This is a genomic window from Pseudomonas sp. PS01300 (assembly GCF_029960155.1).
GTDB classification, from domain to species: domain Bacteria; phylum Pseudomonadota; class Gammaproteobacteria; order Pseudomonadales; family Pseudomonadaceae; genus Aquipseudomonas; species Aquipseudomonas palmensis.
The window spans coordinates 1-5,578 of sequence record NZ_JASCPN010000121.1; the positions used below are offsets into that span (position 1 = coordinate 1).

The 5,578-nt window shown below is 65.6% G+C and carries 2 protein-coding genes; both read right to left on the reverse strand.

The genetic code is table 11. From position 1 onward, the window contains the following. On the reverse strand, positions 1 to 3,096 hold a 3,096-nt coding region (locus QMX96_RS26405; RefSeq protein ID WP_282362704.1), incomplete at its 3' end, for a DUF6531 domain-containing protein. Continuing rightward, a partial coding sequence (gene tssI, locus QMX96_RS26410; RefSeq protein ID WP_282362705.1) for a type VI secretion system Vgr family protein occupies positions 3,093 to 5,578 on the reverse strand: 2,486 nt, incomplete at its 5' end. The genes QMX96_RS26405 and tssI, both read right to left, overlap by 4 nt.

Consider the following 5,578-nt stretch of genomic DNA (forward strand, 5'->3'; position numbering starts at 1 on the left):
GACCGTCATGCCCAACAGATGACCGCTACCGTAGGTCAGCCAGCTGACCTTGTGCCCGTCCGGACGAGTGGTGGAGGTACGCAGGTTGAGGGCGTCGTACTCGTGCTGCCACACCGCGACCATCGGGGTGCCGGTGGCCAGGTAGTGCTGGTGTTCACGAACGAGGTTGCCGGCCTCGTCATGGAACCACTGCAGTTTGCTCGCGGCGTTGATGGCCTGGATCAGCCTGCCGTTGCCGTCGTAGGCAAAGGTTTCTTCCTCGCGCTGGTCACCCTGGCTGGCCACGCGGGAAATGAGACGGCCGACGGGATCGAAGGTGACGTCGAGGCGGCGTTGCCCGACGTGGGTGGAGGTCAGGCGCCCAGTGTTCGTGTCGTACTGGTAGCGCGTGGTGAGGCCGTCGAAGCCGCTCTCTTCCAGCAGACGGCCGACCGGGTCGTAGCGGAAACTGGCGTGGCTTTCGTTTTCGTTTTCCAGGCCCGTGAGGCGGCCCAGTTTGTCCCAGCGATAACGCAGAGTGTTCTCGGCCGCATCCACACGCTCGGCCAGCAAGCCAGCGACGGTGTAGGTCCATGTGGTACAGCGGTCGAGGGCATCGACGTGGGCCAGCAGGCGACTCTCGGCATCGCGCTCGAAGCGCTCTTCGGTCTTGTCCGGGTGGATGACCAGGGCGAGCTGGCCGGCCTTGTACGTGTACTGGGTCTTGTTGCCGGCGGCATCGGTGAACTGCACCAACTGCCCGATATCGTCATAGGCCCATTTGCTGGTCTTGCCCGAGCAGTCGGTGTACTCGACCAGTTGCCCGGCGTCGTTGTACACCAGCGCCTTTTCGTTGCCGTTGGCGTCCTTGATCGCCTTGACCAGACCGGAGGGTGTGTAGGCGAACTCGGTCTTGTTGCCCAGCGGGTCGACGGTTTCGCTGAGGTTGCCCTTGAGGTCGTACTGGCGTTCCCACACACCGGCCTCGGCGTCGCGGATCCTGATCGGGCGACGGCGGTCATCGTAGGCAAAGTGAACCTGGCTGTGGTCGGCACGGATATGCCGCACCACGCTGCCCTGCTCGTCGTAGTCGTAGCGATCCTCGCTACCATCCGGATGGACGTGGCGCAGAAGGTTCTTGCGTTCATCACGGAACAGCCATTGCGAACGTTCGTCGGGGTGACGAATGCGGTACAAGTGGCCGAGGATGTCGTAGTAGTACCAGGTCTCCTGGCCATAGGCGTCGGTGACGTAGGTGAGCCGAATGTTTTCGTCCCATTCCAGACGCGTGTCGTAGCTACCGTCATCGGCCCACTCGTGGATGGCCTTGGCATCGAACGCACTGCCATTCCACTCCAGGTTCATGCCCCGACCGGTACGGTCGGTGTAACGGGTTACCAGGTGGTTCTGGTACTGGTAGTGCCAGGTGGCGGCGTGCTCGTCCTGCGCGGCAATCAGGTCGCCGTGGTCATCGTAGTGGTAGGCGCACAGCTGGCGCAGCGGTTGCCCGTCGTGCATTTCCCACAGGCCGGTGAGGTAGCCGTGGTCATCGATCAGGGTGCCCAGGTGACGGTGCACGTCACTCATGTCGCCCTGAAAGGTGATGATGTCGGACAGCACCGGGCGCCCATCGTGGCGGTGCTCGTAATGCAGCATGCAACCGGCGTCGTTCTGCAGCAGGATCTTCTGCAAGTAATAGCGCTCGCCCACGCGCAGGTAATACTCCTTGCGATCAAAACCGCGGCAGATCACCAGCTCGTCTTCACGACTGCGTACCAGCAGCAGGTCCTCGATGGCGTTGTACTTCGACTTCTCGACCTTGGGCAGGTCGAACGCGTGGCTGCGGCCATCGTGGTCATGAAACAGCAGGCCCATGTCGACCACATCGATACGTGTGGTGAACTCAGTGATCCATCGCGCACCCAGGCTGCCCTGATCGTACTCGGCCAGGCGTGAGTGGTAGATACGCTGCCACTCGATGGGGAAGGCACCCGGCAGAACAAAGTCGGTATGAATGATGAACTCGGAGCCCAACGAAAAACTGATCGCGTGGTTCGAGTGGCTTTTCGGTTCCGGAGGACACCTGCGGCGCGTGGGGCTGGGAGTAGACGTCGCCTCATGCTGCCTGGCCGTCGCCCCCAGCTCCCCCTTGGGTTTCTCCCGTTCCACCTGGGTCACGGTGCCCGGCTTGCTCACGCCCGACTGCCCGTTCTTGTTGCGCTTGCGAAAGCCCTTCACGGCGCCGTCCAGCACATTGAGCATCGAACCGATGCTCATCGCCAGCGACGGGTCCGCCAGCCTGTTCAACTGGCGCGCCAACTCCGGCCCCAGCTTGCGCAACTGCCCGGTCTGGGCCAGTACCTGAGCCTTGATGTCATCCGACACCAGCTTGCTCACGGCGCTGTTCACCACCCCCTTGCCCGCAGCCTTGCAGGCACTGTGCATCGCACCGAAGATATTCCTGATCGCCGCCCTGGGGCTGTGCGTGAGCTGGTCGCCAGCCGCAGACAATTGCTGGCTCATCGCCGTGCGGTCGCTCCTGGCATCGAGCTGGCCGGTGGCCACGGCGTCCAGGCCGTCGGCGATTTCGCCGAGCATCTGGGTGCCCTTCGCACCCGCCGCGTCAAGAATCTCGGCCAGCCTGGGCTTGGCCTGGGTGACGAAGTCGTCGATGGTGCCGGCGATGGTGGCGTTCAAATGGCCGATCAGCACCTGGATAAGCGAGTCGCCGAGCAGCATCTTGGCGCTGTTGCGCAGTTCCTGGCGCACCAGGAACAACGTCGGGCGCAGGCTCATGCGCGCGGCCGCCATGGTCGGCGGTGCCGGCAGTACGCCGATCAGGTTGATGCCCAGGCTGACCCAGTCCAGCACCTCGCGCTGCTTGCTCTTGACCAGGGTGACCACGTCCCCCAGTGCATCCACCAGGGCCATGATGTTGCCCACCACCGGCAAGGCGCCGGCCACGGACTTGATGCGCTCCAGGGTGACGGTGCCACCGCTGATCGATTGCAGCCAGGCGTCGAATTCGGCGGCGCCGCGGCCCACGTCCTTGGCGTCGATGGTGTTGAGCGGGGCGACCGCGACCTGGGGTTCGCGGGGTTTGGCGGACTCGCTCATGCCAGCACCTCGCGGCTGGCCAGAGCCTTGGCCGGGCTGCTCGGCAAGGTCGGCTGGGCCAGACCGGGCAAGGTCTTGAGCGCCCTTGCCGCTTCCAGCGACGCCGCTGCGCCGGGCACCACGCTACTGGCCAGGCCGGCCATCGCGGCAGGCTCGCCCTTGAGTGCAGCGCCCACCTGCTGTGCCTGCTGCAAGGCCGCCTGGCCACTTCTGGCCAGTTGCAGCCCGCTGCCCGCAAGCGCCTTGCCATCGTCCATCACTGCAGAGCCACCGGGGCCCATGAGGCCCTGGGCCATTGTCTTTCCTTGTGCCATAACGTCCTGTACCAGTCCTTTGCCCTTGTCCATGCCTTGCTGCACCAGTGCCTTGCCGTTCTCCAGGCCATCCCTGGCCGCGCCCAGCACCTCGCCGACCACTGATTGCTGGCCGGGTGCGATATCGTCGAGTGAGGGGCTGAGCGGCCACGTGCTGGCGCCAAAGTGGCTGGCCTCGGCCCAGGTGTCAGCCGGGTCCAGGCCGAAGTCGGCCCACAGCGGGCCGAGGGCGGCACCGCTGGCGAGGTTGAAGCCGTCGGCGTCGAGCGTACCCTTGATCGATTTGCCCAGTGCGTCGGTCACGTTGTAGTCGCCGGTTTTCACGCCTTTGCTGTTGGCGTACTGGTACAGCAACTCCAGATCGCCCTTGCCCGGTTTCGGCGGCTCGGGGAAGGTCCCGGCCAGGCTCTTGGGCCCCACATGGGCGAAGTTCGCCGCGTGCGCGGTGTACGGCCCGGTGGTCACGTGGGTGATGCCACTGGCGTTGTAGGTGGTGGCACTGCCGCCGCCCTGCACCACCAGTTCGGTCTTGGCTGTCAGCGTGATGCGATCGGCATTGGCAGTGATGTCGAGCTTGGCCAACAGGTTGATGTTGTCTTTCAGCGCTTTGATATCGATGTCGCCCGACGCCGCCACCAACCGCCAGCCCATGTTCTGCACGAACAACCGCATGCCCTGGCTGGCACTGGCCAACAGCCGCTTGCCGATCGACAGGCTCGTGTGCCCGGTGCTGCTCAACGCCAGGTGTTCACCGGTCGCGACATGCGTCGAGCGCGGCGTGGTCAGGGCGATGCCCGCCGGGCTGGCCAGCACCAGGTGCGGTTCGCTGAACTCGGGAAATTCGTTGGCGCTCTGGTTGGTCGGGCCGCTGCCGACGATGCCCTGGTGCTGCGCATGCAGGGCCTTGGCCACCTCGTCCTGGTCGCCCGCCTCCTGCGCCTGTACCTCGCGCGCCTGCTGGCCAAAGCCGTCCTGCTGCTCGCTGGCGGTGGCCAGGCGTTCGGCGGTCTCGGGCAGGTCCTTGTGGTGCTTGGCTTCGTGATGGCGCGGCTCGGTGGTCAGCAGCAGGCCCGCCGCCGCACGCACGGCGCCATGCCGGTCGGTGCGCAGTTCGAAACCCTCACCGCGCGGCTGGCCGCCCGAGGGGCGCGGGTGGGTCAGGTAGCCCAGGTTGATCGCGCTGGCACCGTGGTCGCTGCGCAGGGCGATGCTGATCTCGCTGGTGGTGTCGTCGATGCGCAGCTCGTTGCTGCGGCTGCCCTTGTATTCCTTGCTCTTGACCGTGGCCAGGGTCTTGAAGTCGGGCAGCCGGTACGGCGGCAGGTTGGCGCCGTGGTACAGGCAACCGGTGATCAGCGGCTGGTCGGGGTCGCCTTCCAGAAAGGTGATCAGCACCTCCATGCCGATACGCGGCAGCGAGATGGCGCCGAAGCTGCTCTGGCTGGCCCAGTTGGAGGCCACGCGCATCCAGCAGGTGGTCTTGTCGTCCGATTGGCCTTCGCGGTCCCAGAAGAACTGCACCTTGACCCGGCCGTACTCGTCGCAATAGATCTCCTCGCCTTCGGGGCCGGTCACCACGGCGCGCTGGGAGCCCAGCACCCGTGGCTTGGGATGCCTCAGCGGCGGTCGATACGGCACGTCCCACGGCGTGGCGCAGAAGCGGTTGCGATAGCCCTGGTGGAAGTCGTCCTTGAGGTCGGTGACGTCGCTGCTGATCACCTCTTCGAGCACCTGCGGCTGCTTGCCTTCGTGGATGATTTCGGTGAGCAACCACAGGTCGTTCCAGGCCGGGTTGGCGTGCTCGGTCAGGCTCAGAAAATGCCCGCTGACCAGGCTCGGCTGGTCGCTGCGCCCCTCGGCCAGGCGGTAGTCGCTGCGGTGGCGCTCCAGGGCACGGGTGGCCAGGTGCTTGCCGCGCGCGCGGTCGCTGAAGCGCGCCGGGTAGTCGTAGTCTTCCAGGTCCGGCGCAGCACCGCTGTCGGCGTCGCTTTCGAGCTGGATGCGCGGTTTGGTGAAGTCGTAGTCGCGCCGCGTGGTGCGACTGGTGCGCGTGGCCAGGCGCAGGCCGAAGCGCTTGATCACCGGCACGTCGGCCACCAGCCCGGTGTCCTGCTGGTAGGCCACCGGGGCCAGCGTGGGGAATACGGTCTGGTCGTCGCCGAACACCA